The sequence below is a fragment of the Caballeronia sp. M23-90 genome (assembly GCF_053574605.1).
The window spans coordinates 1-2,083 of sequence record NZ_JBSIPA010000717.1 but is presented as its reverse complement, the minus strand read 5'-3'; the positions used below and the strand labels follow the sequence as shown (position 1 = coordinate 2,083).

At 61.2% G+C, this 2,083-nt stretch carries 2 protein-coding genes; one reads left to right on the top strand and one right to left on the bottom strand.

All coding sequences use genetic code 11. The features are described 5' to 3' along the window. Nucleotides 1-663 (bottom strand): hypothetical protein (locus ACRXB1_RS35080; RefSeq protein WP_449494660.1); only part of this gene is annotated, 663 nt, incomplete at its 3' end. Between the two features lie 560 nt (nucleotides 664-1,223). Between ACRXB1_RS35080 and ACRXB1_RS35075 the strand changes: the two genes are divergently transcribed. Continuing rightward, nucleotides 1,224-2,083, top strand: an 860-nt coding sequence (locus tag ACRXB1_RS35075) for a D-alanyl-D-alanine carboxypeptidase/D-alanyl-D-alanine-endopeptidase (RefSeq protein WP_449494659.1), incomplete at its 3' end; no start/stop codon positions are given.

Sequence of the window (2,083 nt, the reverse complement as noted above, 5' to 3'; positions counted from 1 at the left end):
TGCACGCGTCGCGGCAACCTGCGCGTTGCGCCTGTAGCGCTTGCCCTCGCCCACGCCGCCATCGACATAGGTATCGGCAGCCGCCTCGTACCGGATCCCCGCGCTATGCACATAGTCGATCCGGCTCGCCGTGCCGTCGTATTGATCGCGGTTCTGATGCCACGCATTGGTCATCGGCCGGAAGCGGTTGTCCCATTCATTGCGGAACTGATCGGCGAGCGCGTAGCCGAACTCCCAGCCCGCCACGTGATATTTCACTTCGGCGCCGCGGTACGCGTGCGAGTGCAATCCGCCCGATGACCCGAGCGTGCCGACACTCAGCGGCGTATAACCCGCCCGAACCTGCCATCCGTCACCCGTCGCGGTGCTGCGCCATTTCAGCGCAGCATGGGCGAGCGTTGCATAGGTCTTGTCGGCGTCATCGCGATAGTCGTGATAAAGCACTTCCGACAAGCCTGTGCCCGGCGCGACCCGGAGGTTGGTGAATCCCGACACGTCCGCGCCGACAAATCCCCACGGACCCGCCGCATAGCCCGAGCGCCAGTCGATACCCAATGAGAGCGCGTTGACATGGATATCACCGGCGTGATCGGTCGCATGCCGGTTTCTTGAGTAAAACGTCGTACTGACGGTCGTCTCGGACTTCGAGAAAAGACTGGGCATCTCTTCGGAACGCCAAGGCTGCGCGGTGCCGCGCGTCAGTTCGTCGTCCTCGAACGCCGGAGGTTCAGCCCCTGCCGACGCACCGCACGTTGTTGTTAGGATTGCAAAACATAATGACTGGAATCTGGTCACGTCTCCTCCTCGCTGCGGTTCTTGATCACCGCATGGATTTCTCTGAACGAAGAAGACTAGCCGGTCGTAAATTGGTATTCAAGTGGTATTAATTTTGGGATAGCGGCCGGGTTGATGCATCCCGGTTTCATCGACGTTTTGCGACAAAAAAAGGCGGTGCTGTTGTCCAGCACCGCCGTCGCAACCTGCGTCGAATCGTCTATGACCTTTTTGATGTCTGGCCGATATCGATATCGATTTGCTGTGGCACAGCGACCGAAAGATAAACGCGGCGGAGCAGGCGTTGCCCGGACGTCTCGCCAACGGCCTCATGCCGTGATGACTCTGAAAGACGCGGAATTAACAATCGTAATCACAAGCGCCTCTACAATACCGGCACTCCGTTAGCCGGCGTCCGCAAAACCGCAGCACGAACACGATCCGAACACATGTATAGAGCATCACTGCAGACCACAAAAGTTTCCATCGGCAAAGGGTGGCGCGCTGTCACGGCGCTGGCCGTGGTTGTATCGGCGCTAGGTATGGGCCTGAGCACGCCCGCCGAGGCCCGCAGCGGCGGCGGCACAAAAACAGAATCGCAAAAGCAGGCCGGCAAAAGCGCGGTCGCGAGGACGACCAAGGCGCTCAAGACCACCAAGGCCGAGAAGGCCGCCAGGAAGAACAACTTCGAGCGCGTCGCGGTTCCCGCCGGCCCGTTGCCGCCCACCGTCATGGCAGCGCTCGCACGGGCGCATGTGCCGCTTTCATCGATGAGCGTGGTGGTTCAGCGCATCGGCGCCGGCGGCGTACCGCTCGTCGCGCTCAACGCAAACGTGCCGATGATGCCCGCGTCCACCATGAAACTGGTCACGACCTACTCGGGTTTGTCGCTGCTGGGACCTGACTATCGCTGGAAAACGACGGCCTATGCCGACGGCGAAGTCGATGCCAACGGCATCCTTCACGGCAATCTTTATGTCCAGGGCACGGGCGATCCCAAGCTCGTGCCGGAAGAACTGATCGATCTCGTGGACCAGATCCGCCGCAACGGCATTTCGGGCATCGACGGCGCGCTGGTGCTGGACAAGCGTTACTTCGATCCGTCGACACGCGACCTCCCCGCCTTCGATGCCGACGAAACCGCGCCCTATAACGTCGGTCCCGACCCGCTGCTCTACGCGTTCAAGTCGCTGTCGTTCACGCTGACGCCGAATCCGGAAGGCGGCGTGTCGATCGACGTCTTGCCGCAACTCGCGCAACTTCAGATCGATAACGAATTGCGCGTGACGCGCGGCGCGTGCGCGGGGAA